The organism is Photobacterium sp. Hal280 (assembly GCF_037162255.1).
Taxonomy (GTDB): domain Bacteria; phylum Pseudomonadota; class Gammaproteobacteria; order Enterobacterales; family Vibrionaceae; genus Photobacterium.
Genome location: NZ_JARLUO010000005.1, coordinates 1,643,778 through 1,667,364, shown reverse-complemented (window position 1 = coordinate 1,667,364; position 23,587 = coordinate 1,643,778). Strand labels below are relative to the sequence as shown.

Genomic DNA, 23,587 nt, shown 5'->3' with positions numbered 1-23,587 from the left:
ACACGAATACTGTGATGTTCTTTGATCACAGTATTCGTGAGTATGGTACCTGCGCTGTTTGACGTATTAACCGCAAACCGGGCAGTTCGCCTGTTTCATCAGCTTCATTTCCTGCCAGTGCATGGTCATGGCGTCCAGCAGCAGAATTTTGCCTGTCAGCGGTTTACCCATCGCCGCAATCACTTTGATGGCTTCCATCGCCTGCACCGCACCGATAATCCCAACCAGCGGTGACATCACACCGGCTTCGACACAGGTCAGGTTTTGTTCGCCGAACAGGCTGCTCAGGCAGGCATAGCAAGGCTGATCGTCCTGATAGGTGAAGACACTGACCTGGCCTTCCATGCGTATTGCCGCGCCGGATACCAAGGGGGTGTTTGTCTGGTAACACAGGCGGTTCAGCTGGTTTCGGGTCGGCAGGTTATCGCTGCAGTCGACAACCAGCGTGTGCTGTTTGATCAGATCGAGCAGGGCGGCATCATCCAGTCGCTCGCCAATGGCGCGAACAGTACAGTGCGGATTCAGCCGCTCAAGTGCCTGTTTTGCGGAGTCGACTTTCAGCATGCCTACAGTCGCGTCGTGATGGAGTACCTGGCGTTGCAGATTGGACAGCTCAACCTTGTCGTCATCAATCAGGGTCAGTACGCCAGCGCCGGCCGCAGCCAGATACTGGCTCGCGGCGCAACCTAAACCTCCGGCACCCAGAATCAGGATGCTTGCTGCTTTTAAGGCTTCCTGACCCTCAAAGTCGAACTGACGTAAAATGATCTGCCGGTTGTAACGCAGCATCTCTTGATCAGATAACTCTTCCATGACTGGCTCCTGCGCTATCGTCATTTAATACATACTGGCGTTAAAAGGTTCAATCGTGACGGTTTCACCCGGCTGCACTTTACCGCGTTCTTGTTCCAGAATGACCAGGCAGTTGGCCTGATGCATGGAACTGAATGCGCCTGAACCCTGATTGCCTGTGGTGGCCACTTCAATTTGTCCTTTGCTGTTTACCTGGTAAATACCGCGCTGGAAGTCAGTGCGTCCAGGGCGCTTTTTAAACACGGTACTGGCAATGGCCGGTAAGCGCTGAGGCGCCTGATACTGGCTCTGGCCAGAAAGCTGCGCCAATACAGGCTGAACAATCTGATACAAAGTCAGCATGGCTGAAACCGGATTGCCCGGCAGGCCACAGAACCAGCAGTCGCTGACTTTTCCGAAGGCAAATGGCTTACCGGGTTTCATGGCAATTTTCCAAAAACCAACTTCGCCTTGCTGGGTCAGGATATCTTTTGTGTAATCTGCTTCCCCGACACTGACGCCACCTGAGGTGATTAACACATCTGCGGTGCTGGTGGCTTTTGCAAATGCCGCTTCCAGTTGGGCAGGATCGTCAGGAATAATCCCCAGATCCAGTACGTCACAGCCGAATTTATCCAGCAGCGCCCGAATCCCGTAACGGTTGCTGTCGTAAATCTGACCGGCGGCCAGCGGCTCACCGAGCGGGCGCAGTTCATCACCGGTCGAGAAGAAAGCGACTTTAGGACGTTCAAACACAGGTAAGCTGGCAATGCCCAGTGAAGCGATCAGCGGGAGTTCTCGCGCTGAAAGTCTGTGGCCTTTGGCAACGACCACCTCGCCGAGTTGAATGTCATCGCCGATCGGGCGAACATTATCTCCGGCCTGAGGTTTCACCTGAAAGCGGATTTGATCGCCGAGAACTTCTGTCTCTTCCTGCATGATCACGGTGTCTGTTCCCGCCGGCAGCTCAGCGCCTGTCATAATACGGATGCACTGGCCAGATTGGCATGAACCGTTGAAAGGGGTACCGGCAAACGACTGGCCGGCCAGAGTCAGGGTATCTGTTTTGTCTAAATCAGCACGCTGAAGGGCGTAACCATCCATGGCGGAATTGGCGAAGGGCGGGACGTTAATCGGGGAGGTCACATCCTCTGCCAGTACCAGTCCCAGTGTTTCTGCCAAAGGTAATCTATTGGTTTTGCTGATGGGTTTTACCACTGACAGCATTTTCTCAATGGCTGTTTCTACCGGCATCAGGCCCGGCGCATCACACGAGTCCATTTGTTAATCCTTCATTCGTTATGCTTAATTGCTGACTATTATGACAAAAAAACTCACCGGAACTAATTCCCCCAGCAAATACGAGGTGTAATTGTTGCCAAATGGGGGTATCCTTCGGGCTCAGTTTTACTGGCAAGGCAGTGTTGTTCGATCATCAGCCTCAGTCAGTTGGAGGAGAAAATGACAACATTAAGCGAATCAGCATTGAAAGTCCGTCAGGCGTTAGAAACGCGCGGACTGGAAACCCCGATGACAACCGAATTGGTTGGCAATGCCGAGAAGAAAGAACGTATTGAATTCCACATGCGTGAAATTCTGGGATTATTATCTCTGGATCTCACGGATGATAGCTTGATGGATACCCCAAAACGTATCGCGAAGATGTATGTAGACGAAATTTTCTCCGGTCTGGATTACGCTAACTTTCCGAAAATTACGGTCATTGATAACAAAATGAACTGTGATGAAATGGTGCGGGTGAAAGACATCACTCTGACAAGCACCTGTGAGCATCACCTTGTAACGATTGATGGTAAAGCGACGGTGGCTTATATTCCGCGCGGAAAAATTATCGGCTTGTCGAAGATCAATCGTATTGTTCGTTTCTTTGCTCAGCGCCCGCAAGTGCAGGAACGCATGACGCAGCAAATCTTAGTGGCATTACAAACATTGCTGGAAAGTGATGATGTTGCAGTGAGAATTGATGCGACGCACTACTGTGTGAAAGCTCGCGGTGTGATGGATCAAACCAGCGAGACAACAACGACTGCACTCGGCGGCATTTTTAAACGCATACCTGCGACCCGGGCAGAGTTCCTTCACGGACTGCGTTAACCGCTTTTCGTTAACCAGTCTGCGGTCGTAAAAAAGCCAATACAGCTAACTGTCTGTATTGGCTTTTTTTATGGCAACTATTTCATATCTGCAAGACAAAATTACGTAATCAATATTAGAAATAGCGAATATAGCGTCAATCATTACTGCACAGATACATTAATGTTTATCTAACCTGAATATTAGCGATTATTAAATATTGAACACTTTACGGCAGGCGGCTTGGATAAACTTAGGCTAAGAAAAGCCGGATAAAAGTGAGTTCACCACGACTGACTTTTAGTGCGAATAATGAAGAACGTAAGGTGGGGATGTCAGGCTATGCTCAATTTCAAAAGCGGCAAAGTGACACGACAGGCAATGGATGTTGCTGTCTCTGGTTTCGTGAAAGGAACAGCCGGACTGGCTGCAGCAGTGCTGATGTCTGCGTATTCGCTGGCAGCAGATGAGGGCGTGATCAGGCTGGTTCCTGCTCAGAGTTCGATTGTTTCTGCCACGCTGACTGTCCCTCAACTCGGCAGGCATGGATTGGAATCGGTTTCCATTCTGAGCACTCGCCAGCTTTGTCCGAGCCAGACAGATCAGCTGTGTTTTCCAACCGCGTTGCAACATCTCTACGCCAGCAATGATTTTATGCCTCTTTGGCGTGATTCCGCGCTGCTTGATGAATTACTGCTGCAGATAACAGCACTGGCAGAAACCCGTCGGGTGCCGGGCTTATTGCAGCGAGTTCAGGAGCTGCAACAACTCTCGCAGCAGGATGATCAACGTGGCCTGGATTTGCTGGCGACGGATACTCTGATGGTCTATCAATCTGCCGTTAACCAGATGCTCAGTGACCCGAGCTCGCTCTATCGCCCGGCCAGTTTTACTCTGGATGCACAACATCTTGCTTCAGCCCCGATGATCACTGTGCCACTGACCATCACCTCACTGCAACGACTGCGTCCGACAGAGAAGCACTTTGACGCGCTGGTTGCCGAAATGCAGACGCTTGAACAGGCTCAGCCGCATGGTGTGTATCTGTCGGGACGCCCGGCCATTAAATTTGGCGCTGAGATACCGAACGGTGACAAGCTTGCGCGTATGTTCAAAACCTATGGTGACTTGTCGGATCAGGATTTTGCCAATGTCATGAAGACGGAGCAGGCAACCGGTGAATCAGCAGCAAACCGCTTCACCAATACCGGTGTACTTCATCAGGCCATCCGGCAGTTTCAGCAGCGCCATGGCCTGACTGATGATGGCGTCATTGGCCCTGAAACCGCGCAGAATATGGCGCGTTCTTACGAACAGGTTGCCCAGCTTCTGGCCTTGAATATTCAGCGCAACCGCGTTCTGCAACGGCATGGGCAGAGCGAGGTGCTTCAGGTGAATATTCCGGAATTCATGTTGCGGATTATGGATGATGAAAATGTGATATTTCAGTCCAAAGTCATTGTAGGCAGAAGCAGCCGGCCAACGTATTTATTCTCTTCAGCCATCAATCATATGGTGGTCAATCCAACCTGGAATGTCCCTGAAACCATCAAGGAAGAAGATGTCATACCCAGCATGAAACGATCGCCTGACTACCTGACGCGGCATAACATGCGGATGGTGTCGGGGTGGAGTGATGTCCAGACGATTGACCCCGCACAGATTGACTGGAGTACGGTATCGGCCCGTAATTTTCCTTACGAATTTCAGCAAAGACCGGGCCCTGATAATGCACTTGGGCAGGTGAAATTCATGATGCCGAATGACTTTTCGATTTATTTACACGATACGCCGGCTAAACGTCTGTTTAACAAAAGTAAAAGGAATTTCAGCTCGGGCTGCGTCAGGGTGGAAAAAGCGCATGATCTGGCCTACTTCCTGCTGGAAAGACAGCGGGCAGGGCAAAGTGCAACCTATGATAATTTATTAAGAAAGCGCAATCCGGCGACGATCAATCTGCGAAAAACACTGGCAGTGGATTTCATTTACCGCACCGCCTGGCTTGATGAGCAAGGTAAATTGCAAGTCCGTGATGATATCTATGGTTACGATGATGATTCCACCGTGCCGCAAGAACACGACTATATCGCCATGATGAACTATCGCTGACAACAACTGCACAGCGCGGGGAAGACATGAGATCTTTGTGTTTTCCCCGACAACGAACTTCCCGCCTTAGATGAATTTTCTGTGTCAATGCGCTGCTTGCTATTGAGCCTGGGCAGGCAGGTTACGTAGAGTATACGCAATTTTGGTCTATACCACTTGGTGATGCAATGCAATCGACACAGTACAGCTCATTTTGGTTTCAAGAAGCTCTGGAAAGCGAACCTGAAATTCAACCCAGGCAATTAGAGACAGACACAACAACCGATGTCTGCATCGTCGGTGGCGGGTTCACCGGACTGTGGACGGCCATCCAGCTGAAAATGAAACAGCCGTCTCTGGATATCCTTGTGATTGAAAAAGATCTCTGCGGCAGCGGGGCATCGGGTCGCAATGGCGGCTGCATGCTGACCTGGTCAACCAAGTACCTGAGCTTGAAAAAACTCTACGGTGAAGCAGAAGCCATTCGATTGGTGAAAGCCTCTGAAGCGGCGGTCTATGACATCGCGGCCTTTTGTCATGCGCATGGCATTGAGGCGCAGATCCGGTTAGACGGCACCTTGTATACTGCCTCAAATCAGGCGCAATTAGGGGTCATGGCGCCAGTTCTGGCAGCGTTGGACAAGCAGTCGATCAATGCCTGGCAGCCATGGACCAAGGAAAAGGTGCAATCAGAATCGGGATCCGAGGTGCATCTTGAGGGCCATTTTTCATCAGCGGCAGGAACCGTTCAACCCGGATTGCTTGTCAGAGGTCTCAAGCGTGTCGCAGAAAAAATGGGCGTGACCATTTTCGAACACACGCCAATGACGGCGATCCATCGGCAGAAAACTCCGGTTCGGATCGTCACGCCCGGCGCGACGATTCAGGCAGGTAAAGTGGTGCTGGCATTAAATGCCTGGACGCCATCTTTATTCCCTGAATTGAAACACAGTGTGGTGTTGGTCTCGTCTGATATGTTGATCACTGAACCTGCCCCAGAACGCCTGAGCACACTGGGATTAAGTGACGGAAAGTCCGTGATCGATGGCCGAACCTTTGTTCATTATTACCGTACAACGCCGGATGGCCGGTTGATGCTCGGCAAAGGCGGCAACTATTTTTCCTTTGGTAACAAAGTGAGCGCCGTGTTTGATCAGCCAAGCCGTTATCAATCCATACTTGGCGCTGCTTTCCGGCGATTTTTCCCTGCACTGCAATCTGTTCCAGTCGCGACGACCTGGACCGGTGCCTCCGACCGCTCTGCCACAGGCATGCCGTTTTTTGGTCGTTTAGCGGACAACCCTTCTGTTGTGTATGGTTTGGGCTATTCCGGTAATGGGGTCGTGCAGAGCTGGATCGGAGGCCATATTCTCTCTTCTCTGGTGCTTGAAGAAGACAATGACTGGACACGGTCTGGCTTAGCGTCAGGACCCAGAGGCTCATTTCCACCTGAGCCGATTCGCTGGCTGGGGGCCATGCTGGTCAGAAACGCGATACGGCGAAAAGAAAGCGCAGAAGATGAGAACATGACGCCGGGATGGCTGGATAAACAGCTCTCAAAACTGGCTCAATCCGCGGGTAAATCGGATAAGGGCTAACGCGCGTCATCCATTCAGAATGAAACACGAAGCAGGTGAATACGCCTGCTTTTTTTATTCACCCTGTTGCAAAATTGTTTCCACACCGACTGGATGAACGTGACTGGTTTTTGACCATTCGGTCAGGCATAAATGTAATAATCATGAATAACCCTGAAATTCAAACATAAAATCTGATTTATATTTATTTTTTGGAACTTAAGTCTGTGTGTTAATCATTTATTGGTTGATAAATCTTGCATGTCAGTAAAAAGTAAATTTCCATTTTTGGTTGGATTTTTTGTTGTTATAAAAATCAATAACTTGCGTTGTTTGTATTTTGTTCTGATCTTGTTAAAATTTGCAGTGTTTTAGTTTGTAATTTATAAATTGAGCCGCATTTATGGATACATAACTACCTCAACGAAGAGAATAATTATGAGCAACAAAGGAAATGGGACCCTGATGGGACACCCTAAAGGCTTGTTCCTGCTGTTTGGTACCGAGCTTTGGGAACGTTTTTCGTACTATGCAATGCGCGCTATTCTGGTGCTGTATCTTACCGATAAAACAATGAACGGTGGTCTTGGTTGGTCAACGGAAGACGCGCTCAGTCTCTATGGTATCTATACCGGTCTGGTTTATATCACGCCCTTGATCGGTGGTTGGGTCGCCGACAATTTCTTAGGACAGCGCCGCTCGATTATCATCGGTGGTGTTCTGATGGCTTTAGGTCAGTTCACGCTTGCACTGCCACATTCTCTGGTTGACCCGAATGCCACAACAGCCTTTTATCTCGGCCTGGCATTGTTGATTGTTGGTAATGGTCTGTTTAAGCCAAACATTTCAACCATGGTGGGTGATCTGTACTCCGAAGGCGATCACCGTCGTGACGGTGCTTTCACCATTTTCTACATGGGCATTAACCTCGGGGCACTGCTGGCCGGTATTATCGCGGGTTCCGCGTCCACAGCTTATGGCTGGAAAGCCGGCTTTCTGGCTGCAGGGATAGGTATGGTATTCAGCCTTGTGATCCAAATGCTGTTTGCTGAAAAGCTGCTGGGAAATATTGGTAAAGTGCCTGCTGCCAAACGTGCGGCTGCTATGTCGGATAACGGTAAGAAACAGCCACTGACTAAAAAAGAAATCGATCGCCTGAAAGTGGTGATGATTATGGGACTGTTTGTGGTTGTCTTCTGGGCCGGTTTCGAGCAGGCCGGCGGACTGATGAGTATTTATACTCAGGAATACGCAGATCGCATGATTGGCAGCTTTGAAGTTCCTACTGCCTGGTTCCAGTCTCTGAATCCATTCTTTATCATCACAATGGCACCCTTGCTGGCTGCACTGTGGGTGAAGATGGGGCCGAAAGAACCAAGTTCTCCAATCAAGTTTGCCATTGCACTTTTCTTGCTGGCGATGGGCTTTGTATGCATGGTTGGTGCTGTGATGGAGCAGGGGGGCGATATGACCGCCAAGACCTCGATGCTGTGGATTGTCGCGGCGTACTTCTTCCATACGATGGGTGAGCTGTGCCTGTCGCCAATTGGCCTGTCTATGATGACGAAGCTGGCGCCGTTACGACTGGCGTCTCTGATGATGGGCGTATGGTTTGGTTTCAATGCAGTTGCGAACTATGTCGCCGGTATGATTGGTGCCCATGTGGGTGAAGCCGGTCCAATGGCTATCTTTGGTGGTATTGCGATTACCGCAGCCGTCTCGGGTCTGATTCTGGTTGTTTTCTCAAATCAGCTGATTCGCTGGATGCATGGTGCTGAAGGGAAAACAGTGGTAGATACTACCGACGTGCCAGCCAACGCAAAACCGGCACAAGCTTAATGTAAAGATCCAAAGTGGATAAGATTGCGGGAGCCAACAGGCTCCCGTTTTTTATATCTGAATTTCCCCTCTTATTTTCCTGATCTTGCGATTCAAGTCACAAGTTGTGTATGCGATTACACGCACGTTGTCATTATGCGCAAGTGGACATATCGCACCGAAAACTCATAACCTATGTGAATATTGTTTGATATTTATTCAGTTTTTATTTTTGAGGGGCGCGCATGAGGAAGTCGCTTTTATCGGTTGTGGTGGCAGCAACCATTTTATCGGGGTGCGGTGGTTCGGACTCAGATAATGACGATGGGAAGAATCTCGACGGCAAGGTCACTGTTCAGGTGATCGACGGTTATTTGTCGAATGCGCAACTGTGTGTCGACCGAAATCGCAATGCGCACTGTGATACAGACGAACTGCTCACTGAAAAAACCAATGGCAACGGTCAAATCACCATTTCTGAAAGCGACAGCCAGTATCCTTTGATTGCCCGAATCATTGCCGGTGAGACGTCTGACACTGATCACCCTGGTTTTGTCTGGCATGATGCTGAACTCTATGCGCCAGCCGGCCAGACAATCCTGACCCCTTTTTCGACCCTGGCTTATTTAAATGATCAAAGCCTTGCCGATTATGCGGCCAGTCTGAATCTGGATGCCAATCTGCTCAGTCAGGATTATGTGGCTTTAAAATCATCAAATCCCGATGCGAAGAAAGTCCATTTGTATGCGCGGACGATGCACGCGATGCTCGGTAAAACCTTGTCTGATACCGATCTGGCAGGGCAGAAAATCTGGATTCGGAACCTGAAAAACAAAATTCAGGAACTGGAAAACAATCACGTTGATTTTGATACCGTCACGTTATCGCTGGATAAGGATAACGGGCAGTTCACTCAGTCCGACCGTGTCAAAGGTATCCAGCCATTTCTGGAAGGAAACGGAGGCATGAAATTCCTGGAGTGGCTCAATGCTTCAATCGATATCCCACACAATCTCACATTTACGGATGGAAAAATTACCGACAGCAGTATTGGATATATTCAGGTTGGTACGGATTATCAGGTTTCAGGTACATCCGTGACATTGGCTTCTCAGCCAGAAACGAAGATCGATTTTGTGTATGTTTCCCCGGATATCGCCTTGGGTTATGTCTATAGTGATCCTTCGAAGAAGTTTCTGACGTTCTGGCAATCCAAGGAGGATTATCTGAACGGGCGCACTGATCTGGCCCAAGAGGATTTCACGGGGCAAATCTGGTACCTCCTGAGAGATGCCGCCGGACCAGAAGCAAAAGAAGAAGAGCCCCCGGTTCCTGAACTCAATGAACTCGTGTTTATTTCTGCCACACACGTGTCGATCAATCCAATGGGGTCGGATGCCGATGAAGCGGAGTGGAGTTTTACATCTGATCCAAATGAGACTTTCCAGACCCTCACAATTCAGTTCAGCAATAACAACTTAATGATTCTGGATACGGATGTATCAAAGGCTGGGGTAACGTTGTTGAAGCAGCAGATTGTTGATGACAATCCTCAGAATATCCTTATGACACAAAACAAAGCTTTAGCGAAAGCGTTACACAAGCATTGGCAATAAACCTTTCATCTTGAACGGCATGACGATGATGTGGGAACTGGGGTAAGGTATGGAAAACCGAGTCCGAGTTCCCACTTCATTGAAAGGATTTCTTCATGTATTCACCTCAGCTTTACATCCGTCCTGCAACGCCTGCCGATACACCTGCGCTCACGCGTTTGTTGGCCCAATTGGGTTATGACACTGAGCCGGCATGCATCGAGCAGATGATTTATCTTGCAGATTCTGATTCTGAACAGATCACGGTCGCTGAAATCAATAATCAGTTAGTGGCGGTGATGTCGCTGATCTTTTTTGATTATTTTCCTGCGGCTGCGCGGTATGCGCGTATCACCGCTTTGGTGGTTGATGCTCAACACCGAAGTAAAGGGATAGGCTCAGAGCTGCTTGAATATGCCAGAATCAACGCGGCGGAACGTGACTGTGCCTGCATTGAAGTCACCAGTTCAGTGGCACGAGAGGACACCCATGCTTTTTACGCACATGCCGGCTTTCACCATGAATCGTTAAAGTTTGTCCTGCCGATCGGCTCACACTGACATTTTTTATTGTGTCCTGTGAGTGATCGATACGTGCTCAGGACATCACCAGGGAGAATTTCATGGTTATTCAACCTGTACACAGAGCGAGCTGCCACTGCGGCAGTGTGGTACTGGAACTGTCATTACCGAAAGGGTTAGTTGATCCCAGACGTTGCGACTGCTCCATGTGCCGCCGACGAGGGGCGATTGTCGCTTCTGTTCCGCTTGATGGTATCACTATTATAAAAGGTGAAGACAAACTCAGTCTTTATCAGTTTAATACCCACACCGCGAAACATTATTTTTGTTCGGTCTGCGGTATTTACACGCACCATCAACGTCGATCGCATCCGGAACAATATGGTTTTAATGTTGCCTGTCTTGAAGGTGTGAATCCCTTTGAATTGGATCATGTCCCCGTGAATGACGGTGTGAACCATCCCGCCGATCGCTAATCTCTTCTTTTTATCAGGCCTTATCTGTTCAGGGTGAGGCTGATTCCTTTCTGTTTAAAAAACAAACTTTTCTGATTTTTTCTCTTACGGCGATACAGATGTGATTGCCGCCGATTTTTTATTCATGTTGAGTCGCGGCGTATTGCATCGCTTAAATATTCTTATTGGCCAATCACTCAATGAAAATGACAGCGTAATTCACTGGTATTCATTCATTTTTCGTTGATTGATAGTGATAGAAGCATTTATTCGACGCGCGTCAAATAAACCAATCAAAATAGTTACACAATGTTTCGGAATATAAATTCAAACTGATCCGACCTGTATTGGTGGTTTTTATTATAACGATATAAGAATGAAGGTGATTATTGCTCGAACGAAAGGAACTATTGCTCAAAGTGAACTTTCATTAATGATAGATATGTTGACTATCTATGCTGTTGTTTTGACTAAATAGTTGGTATTTAAGTGATTGACTTATTATAGATAGTTTACTGTTTATGTTTAAGTTGTGATGCTCAGCCAAACAGCCCGTTTTGGCATATTGATGGGCAATATCGTTGCATATAGTTTGTTACACATTGTTTACATGTGTTGAGGTAAGCCGTGAAACGTGCATGCTTATTCACCCTCTTGTTGGTTTGTCCGCTGCTATCTTTCGCTCAGGTTCAGCCGGACGATGAGCGGTTACTTCGTGCATTGGAGGAGCAGGGCATTATATGCAAAGGACTCTCATACGAAGAAAAACAGGAAGCGTTGCGAATTTACTTACATCGTAAAGCCACGATGAAAGATAAAAAACAAAAAGACAATGACACAACCGGGCAACCGTCCAATTTGGGCGACACTAAAAAAACGTGTATTTCACCAGAATAATAACGCATTAAAAAATGTTGTTAACCGCTGAGCACTATGTGCAAAGCCGGGGTTTTGACAGCTTCACGATGGAAATAATAAATAAGGACAGTAAATGAAACATATGAAGAAAACATTGCTGGCTTCAGCAATGTTCACTTTATTTAGTGGTAGTGGCTATGCGCATACACCCGTTGATATGGGCGTTGTTAATGAAGACAAACTCATTGAAATGCTGGTCAGAAATGGCGTTGTTGATGCGGATGCTTCAGAGGAGCAGAAGCGTCACGCGCTGGATAAATATCTGGATAATAAAATACGTTCAGGTTTTAAAGGGGATGCGCAGTTTGGTAAACAGGCTTTAGAAAAAAGAGCCAAAGTGCTGAAAGCGATTCAGAAAAATAAAGGAAACCAGCGTGCCAATATTTTTGCACTGGATGTTGGCCAGAAGCGAACAGATAAAGTGCTGGCACTGTTAATTGATTTTCCTGATCTGCCGTGGAATGACAACCGCCTGACGAAAGACCACACCGAAATGCTGTATGACAGCTATGAACCGGGTCATTATCAGGATTTGCTGTTTTCAGGTGCCGGCTATACCGGGCCAAACGGTGAAAACCTGATTTCAATGCGTCAGTTTTACGAGGCGGAATCCGGGGATTCCTACTCCGTCATGGGACAGGCTGCCGGTTGGTATCGCGCATCGAAAAATGCGGCTTTTTATGGTGGAAATTCACCCACCACGGATAACGATCTGAATGCACAGGAACTGGTGCGTGAAGCGCTGAACCAACTGGCACAGGATCCTTCGATTAATCTGGCTGATTACGATGTAGAAGACCGCTACGACTACGATGGTGACGGGAACTATCGCGAACCTGATGGTGTGATCGATCACCTGATGATATTCCACTCTTCCGTCGGTGAAGAAGCAGGCGGCGGTGTGCTGGGCGCAGATGCTATCTGGTCGCACCGTTTCAACCTGGGTCAGTATCACGTGCTGGCTGGTACGAAGAGTACGGTGCCGGGACGCTTTAACGGCCAGTATGCCGCTTTCGATTACACGGTTCAGCCAATTGATGCAGCAGCAGGTGTGTGCGCCCACGAATACGGTCACGATCTTGGACTGCCGGATGAGTACGACACCCAATATACCGGCCAGGGCGAACCTGTCTCTTACTGGTCCATCATGTCCTCGGGCAGCTGGGCGGGTAAAATTGGCGGCACGCAGCCTACGGCGTTCAGTTCCTGGGCGAAGCAATTCCTGCAGCAGTCCATTGGCGGACATTGGGTGAATGAACAGCAGGTTGCTATCGGCGAGCTGGAAAATGCTCCGCGCGAATTCACCCTGTTCCAGACAACAGATACCAAACAGCCAAACATGGTGAAAGTGTCACTGCCAAATAAACGCATTGAGACTCTGAAGCCGTTCGAAGGCCAGTATTCCTTCCATTCGGGTAAAGGCGATGATCTGCGCAACAGCATGACGCGTAAACTGACTGTGCCTGCAGGTTCAAAAGCGACCCTGAAATTTAAAGCCTGGTATCAGATAGAAAAAGACTACGATTTTGCCCGAGTGCTGGTCAATGGCAAGCCCGTCAGCGGCAATATCACGTCCATGGATGATCCGTATAACACAGGCCTGGTGCCGGCAATTGGCGGTGATTCAAATGGCTGGATCGATGCTGAGTTTGATTTGACCGCGTATGCCGGTCAGGAAATTACACTGAGCTTTGATTATGTGACAGATGGCGGTCTGGCGATGGATGGTCTGTATCTGGACAATATGGTGCTGGATGTCGATGGTGCTGTTACCGCGATTGACAATGGCGAATCTGGCTCAAGCTTTGCTTTTGCTGGTTACAAGCTGTCAGACGGTTATCACGATGCGGCGCATTACTATTTGCTGCAATGGCGGAGCCATACCGGTGTTGATGAAGGCCTGGCAAATATCAAGCGCATGGGTCAGCTGATGAGCTTTGAGCCTGGGTTGATTGTTTGGTATGTCGATGAGTCGATGACGGACAACTGGGTGGGCAAACACCCGGGTGAGGGTTGGTTAGGTGTTGTGGATGCGGATCAGAATGCGCTGGTCTGGGCTGATTCTGGCCAGGCTGCGCAGACGCGGTTCCAGGTACGCGACGCTGCGTTCTCATTGCAGGATCAGGCGCCTTTGCGCTTGGTAAACAGCAGCGGGGATGTGCTGGAAGACAGCAGCCTGATCGGTAATGCCTACTTCTCTGATGCGGACGATTACAGCGCTCCGATGGCACCGGATTCAGGTCGTAAGCTGACTGAATTTGGCCTGATGATTGATGTTGTCGAGCAAGGTCCGAACAACGAGTTTGGTGTGGTGCGCTTATCGAAAGTGGCATCCCAGAACGAGTTGCCAACGGCGAGTTTTGAACTGAAGGTTGATGGCCTGGCGGTATCGGCAACCAATCTGAGTGTGGATCCTGATGGCCAGATTACGGCCTATCAATGGGATTTCGGCAACGGCCAAACCAGTAGTGAAGCCGCACCAGCCTGGCAATATCAGCAAGCTGGCAGCTATGTTGTCAGCCTGACGGTCACCGATGACAAAGGTGCCACTGACACCTTCAGTTACACTGTCACTGTGGAAGCGCCGAATGCCTTGCCTGAAGCAAGCGCGGAATATATTCACCTGGGACGCTGGGTCACCATGTGGTCAACCAGTACAGACAGTGATGGTCGCATTGTGGATACTGAGTGGACATTGCCAAATGGCAAGGTGAAACGAGGTCGGGTGTTTACTTCGATTTTCCCGAGCTACGGCCAGCATGAAGTCAAGATCAGGATTATCGATAATGACGGTGGCATTACCACCAAAGCGATCACGGTTAACCTGTAACGAAAGTCCCATTTAGCTCCTGCAGCTTTGAGCGCAGCCAGTCTGGTTGCGCTCTTTTTTTGATCCTGATTTAACGCGGGATCTGCAGCGGAGATTTTCCGGTATGCATGACGATGACTTGATACCAGGTCAGAACAGAAGCCACAAACATTGCCAGACATGTTGCCATGGCCGCACCCGTCATGCCCATTTCAGGGATGAGCCACAGATTTGCCAGCGTGTCTGTCAGCAGAGTAAGCACACCGATAGTCATGACTTGCCGGCCTTTCCCGTTGTATTGCAGCCAGGTTGAGGCGAACGCACTCATGGCCCAGACGCTGTATGCGGCTGTCAGTACATTGAGCGAGAGCTCCGCCTGCGTGAAATCCTCGCCAAAGAAGGCTAATAGCCATGGCCCGCCAGTCATCACAGCAGCCGTCAGTATCACAGTCACGATAACTATGAGCCTTTGTGCCTGCCGGAACAGGGCTTTGGCGTTGTCAGGGCAGTCATCAAGTGCCGGGCCAATCAGCGGAAGAAATAACCCTGCAATAGTGACCTGAGCGACAGGTAACAGATGGGCTGTGGTGGCTGCTGCCGCGAAATAGCCGACTTCCTGTTCTTCGGCCAGAATTTCCAGCATGAAAAGGTCAATTTGATTTAAGGCCATGGTCACCATCATGGCGAGCATCATAGGAACGGACAGACTTAACAGCCTGCGTTTTTCAAGTTCATTTGTGCCAGAGTGGTCCGCACTAATCAAGTCTAACTGACGAATTTTATGCCATTGCCACACCACGATAGCGGCAACGGTTAAGCCTCCGGTCACAATGACATGCCAATATTCCACTTCGCTGATCGCCGACATGAGCAGTAACAGGAAACAGGTTTTTATCGCAGGCAGTGCAATTCGCCAGGGCAGATTTGACGCTGCCAGCAATTTTGCAGATTGCAGTACACGACTGAATAAAGCGCCAATGGCAATCAGAGGAATGACAAACGAGATGAGCATCAGTGGGTGATGGCTCAACACGTCCGTTTTCCCCAAATGCAGTACCCCGCCTAAATAAGTGACCAGTATGACCAAGGCTGCAAGCAGCATGGCAATGCCGCCATAGAAAAGAAGAAAAGAGACGATATAGTGTCGGTCTTTATTCTCAATGGCACCGGACAGCACCCGTGGGGCAACCCGATCACCGCCTAATAAGATGATCACACTGGTTAAAGTCGCAAAGGCATAAGCGACTTTGTAATCGCCGTATTCATGGCTGGAAAGCGCCTGACTGAGTGTCAGGTTAAACAGATAGTCTGCGATGAAGCCAAGACCCAGGCTAAAGAGTAAAATTAAGCTGCCTGACTTTAAATAATCTGAGTGAGCATGAACCGGCGATGAACGCATTGATCAGGTATCCGTCAAAATAAATACACAATGAATTATGCCTGTGTTTGACGATGCAAAGAACCCGACCAGTTCAGTTTCACCTGTGACATTACGCTGAATGATTGCTGTAATGAAAATTTGAAAAAGGGAATGATGTGAATGCATGAACATATTTGGTGAAATATCAGTAGAGGATGCCCCGTTATTGTGCAAGTCAAAATCCTTGTTTATACGCAAAATGTGCAGTCTATGCACAATTAAAGTGCACTTTGAAAATATCAAATTTATTAATATTTTTATCATCTTTTCTTTTGTTACTTTTGCGGTTTTTTATCCTGCCTTTTAAATAAATGTTCAGATAATAACCCCAAATGAAGTTGAATGAGATCTTGTCGGTGTTTTGGCATGTCAAATGCTATAAGAATGTTAAATAAGGATGCGATGGATTACCTATCGCATGAAAATGCTGAGTTAGTGCGGTTATTTATGCATAACACAGCATAAAGAATGGGAACGCCATCATATGCAACTGCAACACATGAAGGCGATTTACAAATATTAAAACAGCACAAATAACCATTCAGGTTAGTCAACACAACAGACAGGAAGTCTTTATGAAAAACAAAAGAAACCTTTTTTCAGCTTCTTTAATTGCTTCATCTCTGATGCTGGCAGGTATTTCTGCAAGCGCTCATGCCGACATGGCTTCAGGCTCTGAAACATTAGATAAAGTCAAACAAGCCGGTGTGCTGAAGTGCGGTGTCAGCACTGGGCTGCCAGGTTTTTCAAATACCGACGCCAAAGGGAACTGGGAAGGTATTGATGTTGAATTCTGTCGTGCTGTGGCATCGGCAGTTTTGAAAGATGCCAGCAAAGTGCAATATATTCCGCTGACGGCTAAAGAGCGCTTTACTGCGCTGCAATCAGGCGAAGTGGATGTGCTGTCCCGGAATACGACCTGGACACTGCAACGAGACACGGCTCTGGGTCTGAATTTTGTCGGCGTGAACTATTACGACGGCCAGGGCTTTATGGTCAGTAAAGATTTAGGCGTGAAGTCTGCGAAAGAGCTGGATGGCGCGTCAGTCTGCATCCAGTCTGGTACCACAACAGAGCTGAACCTGGCCGATTACTTCCGCACCAACGACATGAGCTTTAAGCCCGTTGTTTTTGATACGTCAGATCAGACGGTAAAAGGATTCGAAGCCGGGCGCTGTGATGTGCTGACTTCAGATCAGTCTCAGCTGTATTCACTGCGGATTAAACTGGCCAACCCATCGTCAGCGGTTGTGTTGCCTGAAGTGATTTCAAAAGAACCTTTGGGTCCGGTTGTACGTCAGGGTGATGACAAGTGGTTCAACATCGTGAAGTGGACACTGAGCGTGATGGTGAACGCCGAAGAGTACGGGATTAATCAGAGCAATGTTGATGCCAAACTGAAATCGACCGATCCAAATGTACGCCGCATTTTAGGTCTGGATGGCCCGAAAGGTGCCGGTCTGAGCCTTGCTGACGATTGGTCTTATCAGGTGATCAAGCAAGTGGGTAACTATGGCGACAGCTTTGAGCGAAATGTAGGTGCAGGCTCGCCACTGAAAATTGCCCGTGGACTGAATGCCCTCTGGAAAGACGGCGGGATCATGTACGCGCCACCTGTGCGTTAATTACCGGTTAACATTCAATACGTGGCGGGGATATTTCCCCGCCTGATTGGAACAGCTTTTCATTGAAATGAATCATGAAAAGATGAGAATCCATTGGCTTAACAGGGTAGTTGTATGGCACTGAGTGAAGTTGAATTCGATGCTGTCACCGAAAAAGACAAAAAGAATGGAACGACGGGCGAAAAAAGCGCCGCCGTTTCTGAAACACCTTCCTTGAACCTCCGTTCTTTCATTTATCATCCGGGCGCTCGCGCCGTTTTTTTCCAGTCGCTGCTGATTCTGGCCGTCGGGTTATTTTTATATACCGTTGTCAGCAATGCACTGGATAATTTAGCGCAAAGGGGAATCGCAACCGGTTTTGATTTTTGGATCAAACCGCTGGCTTCGGCATTGGCATGTCGCTCATTGACTATGATGAGACCTATAGCTATGGCCGGACTTTTATTGTTGGATTATTGAATACGGCTTTGGTCGGTATGCTTGGCATCCTGCTGGCAACAACGCTGGGTTTTGTGATTGGCATCGCTCGCTTATCAAAAAACTGGTTGTTAAGCCGCCTGGCTGCTGTGTATATCGAAGTATTCCGAAATGTGCCGCTATTGCTGCAAATTCTTTTCTGGTATTTCGTTGTTTTGCGCGCTTTACCTTCGCCAAGACAATCATTGTCATTGGGTGAAGCCGTGTTCCTGAATGTGCGTGGCCTGTATGTGCCTGCACCCGTTTATGAGCAAGGCGCCTGGATGGTACTTGCTGCTGTTGTAATCAGTGTGATCGCTGGGGTGGCAGTGCATGTCCGGGCCAGCCGGCATCAACAGGCCACGGGGAGCAGCGTCCGACCTGGCGCTATTCGCTTGGCATGCTGCTGATCTTGCCTGTGCTGACGTATTTTGTGTCGGGTCAGCCGGTGTCACTGGCATATCCCGAGCTGAAAGGATTCAACTTTCGTGGCGGTATTTCCGTCATGCCTGAGCTGTTTGCTTTACTGGTGGCACTGAGCATTTATACCGCTTCTTTTATCGCTGAAATTGTTCGTTCAGGGATCATGGCTGTCAGTCATGGTCAGACGGAAGCCGCGCACTCTCTGGGGCTGAAAAATTCGCACACGCTCAGATTGATTGTGATTCCGCAGGCATTGCGTGTCATCGTGCCGCCGCTGACCAGTCAGTACCTGAATCTGGTCAAAAACTCTTCGCTGGCCATGGCGATCGGCTATCCGGATCTGGTGTCTGTGTTTGCCGGCACGACGCTAAACCAGACAGGGCAGGCCATTGAGATTATTGCGATGACAATGGCAGTGTATCTGGCGCTGAGTTTGCTGACGTCACTGATGATGAATATGTATAACCGCAAAATTGCGCTGGTGGAAAGGTAGTCAGAGGTAGCATGATGAAAACATTTGATTTTACGCCCTCAGAAGCACCGCCGGCCAAGTTAACGGGTGTGAGCGGCTGGTTACGCAAAAACCTGTTTGCCGGTCCGGTCAATACATTGGTCACACTGGTGTTGCTCTGGCTGGTGGTAACCTGGGCTGAACAGATTCTCCAGTGGGCCGTACTGGATGCGGATTTCATTGGCTCAACCCGCGATGCCTGTACCCGGGAAGGCGCGTGCTGGGTCTTTATTCAGGCACGGTTCGAACAGTTTATGTTTGGCTTTTACCCGGAATCGGAGATCTGGCGTCCCATGGTGTTTTTTGCAGCCACAGCAGGGTTAATCCTGTGGTTGCTGGTGGATCGTATTCCCTATAAAAAATGGGCGTTGCTGATCACCCTGATCCCATTTCCAGTGTTGTCAGCCATGTTGCTGCACGGCGGTACAGTTGGTTTGGAAACGGTGGAAACACACCAGTGGGGCGGGCTGATGGTCACTTTGATCATCGCGCTGACAGGCATCCTCGCTTCTCTGCCTTTCGGTGTTCTGCTGGCGCTCGGGCGTCGCTCAAACATGCCGGTTATCCGCAGCATCAGTACTGTGTATATCGAGTTCTGGCGCGGTGTTCCCTTAATTACTGTGCTTTTCATGGCATCTGTCATGCTGCCTCTGTTTCTCTCTGGCGGAACGGAAATCGACAAATTACTGCGTGCCCTGATTGGTGTGGTGCTCTTTAACTCGGCCTACATGGCAGAAGCGATCAGGGGCGGTTTACAGTCGATATCGAAAGGGCAGTACGAAGCGGCAGAGGCGCTGGGTTTGGGCTACTGGAAAATGATGCGTTTAGTCATTTTACCTCAGGCGCTGAAAGTCAGTATTCCGTCTATCGTTAATACCTTTATTGCCTTGCTCAAAGATACCAGCCTGGTGCTGATTATCGGTATGTTCGATGTGCTGGGGATTGCTCAGTCGGCCAACAGTGATCCGGCCTGGCTCGGATTCTCAACAGAAAGTTATTTATTTGCAGCCTTCATTTTCTGGGTGATGTGCTTTGGCATGTCGCGCTACAGCCTTTATCTGGAAAACAAACTCCATACCGGGCATTGATCAATTACAAGGAAGTTAGGATGTCTATGATTGAAAAAGTGAACCAGTGTTCAGACAAAGAACCTGTCATCCGTCTGAAAGATGTCAACAAATGGTATGGCGAATTCCATGTGTTGAAAAACATTAACCTGGAAGTGAAAAAGGGCGAAAAAATTGTGATCTGCGGGCCTTCCGGCTCGGGTAAATCAACCATGATTCGCTGTATTAACCATTTGGAAGAACATCAGCGTGGTGACATTGTTGTCGCAGGGACAGAGCTGAAAGACGATCTGAAAAATATCGAACTGGTGCGCCGCGAAGTGGGGATGTGCTTCCAGCACTTCAATTTGTTTCCCCATCTGAGCGTACTGGAAAACTGCACCCTGGCGCAGATGTGGGTGAAGAAAAAATCGCAGAAAGAAGCCGAAGCCCTGGCCATGAAGTACCTGGAGCGGGTACGGATTGCAGAACAGGCCCATAAGTTTCCGGGCCAGTTGTCCGGTGGTCAGCAGCAGCGTGTCGCGATTGCCCGTTCCCTGTGTATGGAGCCGCAAATCATGTTGTTCGATGAGCCGACCTCTGCGCTTGATCCGGAAATGGTGCGCGAGGTATTGGATGTCATGGTTGAGTTAGCACAAGATGGTATGACCATGCTGTGCGTGACGCATGAGATGGGCTTTGCCCGCGAAGTGGCGGACAGGGTGATCTTTATGGATGCCGGTGAAATTATTGAGCAGAATGAACCGGAGGCGTTTTTCAGCAATCCGCAGTTTGACCGGACACAAAATTTCCTGCAGCAGATCATTCACTGATTTATTGTTCTCGCGATTGTCTGCAAAATCAAAACGGCGCCTTTGCAGGCGCCGTTTTTTCAGTGAAGAACTCTGCGCTGTAGCGGGCAGCCGGGCAGGGTGTTAAATCGTCGCCGTTGATTCAATTAAAATCGCATCGTGGCGCCAGTATTCTAAATCGCAGTCAATCAGGTTGCCGCTCTGGTCGTAGTTTACCCGTTCGACAAACATGGCGGGTGTGCCGGACGTTGCTCTGAGGTGATGGGCGGTTTCTGCCATCAGTGAGGTTGAGCGAACCCGGAACCGGGTTTTGGAATATAACACGCCGTATTGCTCACGGTATGTCGTCGTGAGCGAGTCGATAATATTGTGATCGAACAAATCAGGGAAATGCGCAGGCGAGATAAAATTCGTGACCACCACGACCGGACGATTGTCGAGAAATCGCAGCCGGTCGATACGGTACACTTCGGTCAGGGGTTTGACTTTCAGCAAAGAAGCGGCCCGACGGCCGGCAGGAACCCGCTTGGCCGACAGCAGTTCAGAGCGTGCTTCGCGGCCCTGCGCTTTGGCCATGGCCGGAAAGTCCGTGGTGTAGGTCGGATCGTACAAGAGGGGGACCGGTGAAACAAACCAGCCGCGGCGATCTTCCCGATACAGCTTACCTTCGGCTTCGAGCAAGGCCAGCGACTCACGCAGCGTGACCCGCGTGGTGTTGAAAGACTCCGCCAGCTTACGTTCCGCAGGCAGTTTATGTCCGCCCGCCAGAAGCCCGGCATCAATCTGTTCATTGATGGCTTCCATGATTCTTAAATATTGCACGTTTATCCTTCCCGTTGCCGACCAGGGTTCAATTGGTTAGCTATTATAAAGTCTGTTTTCACAGAGTCATCAGCGGTTACGCCAGGCTTGGGTGTATTGATCACTCAAACGGTTGGCACCCAGATGCATGAGTTTCACTGCAGCTGCTGTCAGCAGGATCATGACCGCCATTGCGGCAGCAGGTCCGGTCTGACCGGCATCATCCATATTCAGGACAGACACGGAAGCTGGCATGGTGTCTGAGGCATACAGAAAAACGATCGCCGAAGTGGTGGTCATCGCATTCACAAACAAGTAGGTCGCAATGTCTAAAATGGCTGGGGTGCACACAGGGACAGTGACTTTAAAGAATGTCTTGAACTGAGGAATGTTGAGCGAGGCAGAGATCGCTTCGATTTCGCCCGGCAACTGCTTCAGCGCGGTCACTGCCGTCATATGGCCGACTGTGTAGTAGTGAGTCACCGTATTGACCACCAGTATGGTCAGTGTGCCGTACATCCAGGACAGCGGATTGTCGCTGTGGTTGAAGAAAAAGATATACCCCAGCCCTAATACCATGCCCGGCACCGCCATCGGCAAAATCGCCAGCATTTGCAGCAGGTGACGCAAAGGGGCGAAACTTTGTCCTTTTTCAATGCAGTAGGCGCAGGTAAAAATCACCAGGGTTCCTGCCAGTGCGACCATGGCAGCCAGTTTGAGAGAACTGAAATACGGAGCCCAGCCATAGGTGCTGACTTCGGCAAAGTTGTAGTTGTTCAGGCTCAATGCGGTGTTCCAGGGCCAGAATGTGACTAAAGAGCCGTATATCGCCATGACAATAACACTCAGAATCGCCAGTGAGATCAGTGAGCAGAACAGCAAACACACACCGTCGCGAAGGCGGTTGGGCTCTGGCTGGTAAGCGACAGAGCGTGCATCGAACAGGTTCTGCTGTTTTTTCTGCACCCAGCGGTCGCCGGCAAAAGCCAGCAGAGCCGGCAGTAACAGCATGACGGACGTGACTGCACCCATGGCGAAGTTTTGCTGCCCGACCACTTGTTTGAAAATGTCCGTCGCTAAGACATTGTATTGGCCGCCAATGACTTTAGGGACACCAAAGTCGCAGACAACCAGGGTAAAGACCACAATCAAGGCGCTGATCAAACCGTATTTGGCTCCCGGCAAAGTGACCAGAAAGAAAGTGCGCATACTGGATGTATTGAGCGCTTTGGCGGCTTCGTAGAGCCTGGCATCGGATGTTTTCAGTGATGTGCTGATGATCATCAAAGCGTGAGGAAAAGTCCACAACACCAGGCCAATCGCAATGCCAATGGGGCCGTAGATACTGTGGCCGAACAGCATCTCTTTGGCGATGCCCTGATTGCCAAACAGGTAGATCAGACTGATGGCAGGGAGCAGCGATGGCGCCAGAATGGGGGCAGAGCCGATGACGGTAAAAAATCCTTTGAATGGCATACAGCTGCGAGTTAAAGCAAAGGCAAAACCAAATGCCAGCAGGCCGACAATGACAGTGACCACCACACCGATGACCACGGTATTTTGTAATGACTGCCACAGGGCTGGCGATGCAAAGTAGGTGGCGAAATTGGCCAGACCCACAAAGTCGCCTTCCGAGTTGTGCACGCTTTTTTGCAGCATGGCAAGCAGCGGCGCGACGATAAAAGCTGCCATCAGTGCGCTAAAGACCACTAAGAGTGCTGCCAGGGTGACGTTGTCACGGCCAAAGTGATGGCGCAGACGAGCGATGGATTGTAAGAGACCAGGCTTTGACGTAGGAAGCGGTCGGGTCAGTTGGGTCATGGTGA

17 protein-coding genes and 1 pseudogene are annotated in these 23,587 nt (G+C 49.4%); 13 read left to right on the top strand and 5 right to left on the bottom strand.

Annotated features, from left to right (window positions below; all coding sequences use genetic code 11):
* Positions 1 to 66 precede the first annotated feature (66 nt).
* Both moeB and moeA read right to left on the bottom strand, forming a co-directional pair.
* The gene (gene moeB, locus P4S53_RS17005; RefSeq protein WP_337113601.1) at positions 67 to 813 is read right to left on the bottom strand and encodes a molybdopterin-synthase adenylyltransferase MoeB; all 747 of its coding nucleotides are present in this window, start codon (positions 811 to 813) and stop codon (positions 67 to 69) included.
* A 24-nt stretch (positions 814 to 837) separates the two neighbouring features.
* Positions 838 to 2,073 (bottom strand): molybdopterin molybdotransferase MoeA, encoded by a 1,236-nt coding sequence (gene moeA, locus P4S53_RS17000; protein ID WP_337113600.1) that lies wholly within the window; start codon positions 2,071 to 2,073, stop codon positions 838 to 840.
* A gap of 180 nt (positions 2,074 to 2,253) precedes the next feature.
* On the opposite strand from moeA, the gene folE reads away from it, so the two are divergent.
* The 9 genes from folE (at position 2,254) to P4S53_RS16955 (ending at position 14,688) form a co-directional block, all read left to right on the top strand.
* Positions 2,254 to 2,907 (top strand): GTP cyclohydrolase I FolE, encoded by a 654-nt coding sequence (folE, locus tag P4S53_RS16995; protein WP_046221259.1) that lies wholly within the window; start codon positions 2,254 to 2,256, stop codon positions 2,905 to 2,907.
* A gap of 321 nt (positions 2,908 to 3,228) precedes the next feature.
* Positions 3,229 to 4,995, top strand: a complete 1,767-nt coding sequence (locus P4S53_RS16990; RefSeq protein ID WP_337113599.1) for a L,D-transpeptidase family protein — start codon at positions 3,229 to 3,231, stop codon at positions 4,993 to 4,995.
* 167 nt (positions 4,996 to 5,162) lie between these two features.
* The gene (locus P4S53_RS16985; RefSeq protein ID WP_337113598.1) at positions 5,163 to 6,572 is read left to right on the top strand and encodes an FAD-dependent oxidoreductase; all 1,410 of its coding nucleotides are present in this window, start codon (positions 5,163 to 5,165) and stop codon (positions 6,570 to 6,572) included.
* 417 nt (positions 6,573 to 6,989) lie between these two features.
* The gene (locus tag P4S53_RS16980) at positions 6,990 to 8,390 is read left to right on the top strand and encodes a peptide MFS transporter (RefSeq protein WP_337113597.1); all 1,401 of its coding nucleotides are present in this window, start codon (positions 6,990 to 6,992) and stop codon (positions 8,388 to 8,390) included.
* A gap of 224 nt (positions 8,391 to 8,614) precedes the next feature.
* Positions 8,615 to 9,985 carry a hypothetical protein gene (locus P4S53_RS16975; RefSeq protein ID WP_337113596.1) on the top strand — a complete coding sequence of 457 codons (1,371 nt, stop codon included), beginning with the start codon at positions 8,615 to 8,617 and terminating at the stop codon, positions 9,983 to 9,985.
* Between the two features lie 95 nt (positions 9,986 to 10,080).
* The gene (locus P4S53_RS16970) at positions 10,081 to 10,524 is read left to right on the top strand and encodes a GNAT family N-acetyltransferase (RefSeq protein WP_337113595.1); all 444 of its coding nucleotides are present in this window, start codon (positions 10,081 to 10,083) and stop codon (positions 10,522 to 10,524) included.
* A gap of 62 nt (positions 10,525 to 10,586) precedes the next feature.
* Entirely contained in the window at positions 10,587 to 10,961 is a 375-nt protein-coding gene (locus P4S53_RS16965) for a GFA family protein (protein ID WP_337113594.1), read from the top strand.
* Between the two features lie 606 nt (positions 10,962 to 11,567).
* Positions 11,568 to 11,837, top strand: coding sequence for a hypothetical protein (locus P4S53_RS16960; protein ID WP_337113593.1), 270 nt, complete (start codon positions 11,568 to 11,570; stop codon positions 11,835 to 11,837).
* A 94-nt stretch (positions 11,838 to 11,931) separates the two neighbouring features.
* Positions 11,932 to 14,688: an immune inhibitor A domain-containing protein gene (locus tag P4S53_RS16955; protein ID WP_337113592.1), complete on the top strand. Its 2,757-nt coding sequence runs from the start codon at positions 11,932 to 11,934 to the stop codon at positions 14,686 to 14,688.
* A 70-nt stretch (positions 14,689 to 14,758) separates the two neighbouring features.
* Here the strand turns inward: P4S53_RS16955 and P4S53_RS16950 are convergent, their stop codons facing one another.
* A complete protein-coding gene (locus tag P4S53_RS16950; protein WP_337113591.1) occupies positions 14,759 to 16,066 on the bottom strand; it encodes an oligosaccharide flippase family protein in 1,308 nt (435 codons plus the stop codon).
* Between the two features lie 596 nt (positions 16,067 to 16,662).
* On the opposite strand from P4S53_RS16950, the gene P4S53_RS16945 reads away from it, so the two are divergent.
* From P4S53_RS16945 to P4S53_RS16930, 4 genes and pseudogenes are all read left to right on the top strand, one after another.
* A complete protein-coding gene (locus P4S53_RS16945) occupies positions 16,663 to 17,712 on the top strand; it encodes an amino acid ABC transporter substrate-binding protein (protein WP_337113590.1) in 1,050 nt (349 codons plus the stop codon).
* Positions 17,713 to 17,943: 231 nt separating this feature from the next.
* A pseudogene (locus tag P4S53_RS16940) lies at positions 17,944 to 19,084 on the top strand (amino acid ABC transporter permease).
* A gap of 14 nt (positions 19,085 to 19,098) precedes the next feature.
* Entirely contained in the window at positions 19,099 to 20,190 is a 1,092-nt protein-coding gene (locus P4S53_RS16935; RefSeq protein ID WP_337113589.1) for an amino acid ABC transporter permease, read from the top strand.
* Between the two features lie 26 nt (positions 20,191 to 20,216).
* A complete protein-coding gene (locus tag P4S53_RS16930) occupies positions 20,217 to 20,981 on the top strand; it encodes an amino acid ABC transporter ATP-binding protein (protein ID WP_337114517.1) in 765 nt (254 codons plus the stop codon).
* Positions 20,982 to 21,083: 102 nt separating this feature from the next.
* Here P4S53_RS16930 and phnR read toward each other — a convergent pair whose 3' ends face one another.
* Both phnR and P4S53_RS16920 read right to left on the bottom strand, forming a co-directional pair.
* A complete protein-coding gene (phnR, locus tag P4S53_RS16925) occupies positions 21,084 to 21,782 on the bottom strand; it encodes a phosphonate utilization transcriptional regulator PhnR (protein WP_337113588.1) in 699 nt (232 codons plus the stop codon).
* Positions 21,783 to 21,851: 69 nt separating this feature from the next.
* A complete protein-coding gene (locus P4S53_RS16920) occupies positions 21,852 to 23,582 on the bottom strand; it encodes a putative 2-aminoethylphosphonate ABC transporter permease subunit (protein WP_337113587.1) in 1,731 nt (576 codons plus the stop codon).
* Positions 23,583 to 23,587 lie beyond the last annotated feature (5 nt).